The sequence below is a fragment of the Vibrio sp. M260118 genome, assembly GCF_036533755.1.
Taxonomy (GTDB): domain Bacteria; phylum Pseudomonadota; class Gammaproteobacteria; order Enterobacterales; family Vibrionaceae; genus Vibrio.
Map to the genome: position 1 here is coordinate 1 of NZ_JATABG010000721.1, position 457 is coordinate 457.

At 46.6% G+C, this 457-nt stretch carries 1 protein-coding gene; it reads right to left on the reverse strand.

The genetic code is table 11. From position 1 onward, the window contains the following. Nucleotides 1–457 (reverse strand): HAD-IC family P-type ATPase (locus QTO00_RS20850; protein ID WP_331426406.1); only part of this gene is annotated, 457 nt, incomplete at both ends.

Sequence of the window (457 nt, forward strand, 5' to 3'; positions counted from 1 at the left end):
CTACAATAATTGAGCTCGCAGACATACCGACGACCGCAAAGTATGGAGCAACAAAACCAGCAACTGCGAGAGGCAAAATCAGCAAATTGTACCCAAGCGACCAGGCCAAATTTTCGCGAATTATTTTGCGAGTTTGCAGGGCCAGATCTCTTGCCTCTAAAACACGATCTAGCCTGTCGCCAAGTAACACCATATCAGCCGATGCTTTCGCAACATCAGTACCACCACCCATCGCAACAGACAAATGAGCGCCCGCCAAAGTAGGCGCATCATTGATACCATCACCAATCATCATGGTCACATCATCCGCATCAACTTGCTGTAAGTAAGCTAGTTTATCTTGAGGCTTGGCACCGGAAACAACATTTTGGATCCCGATCTGACTCGCGACGATTTCCGCATTTTGTTTGGTATCACCAGTTAGCAGGGTTACCTTAACCCCAGAATTTTTAAACTT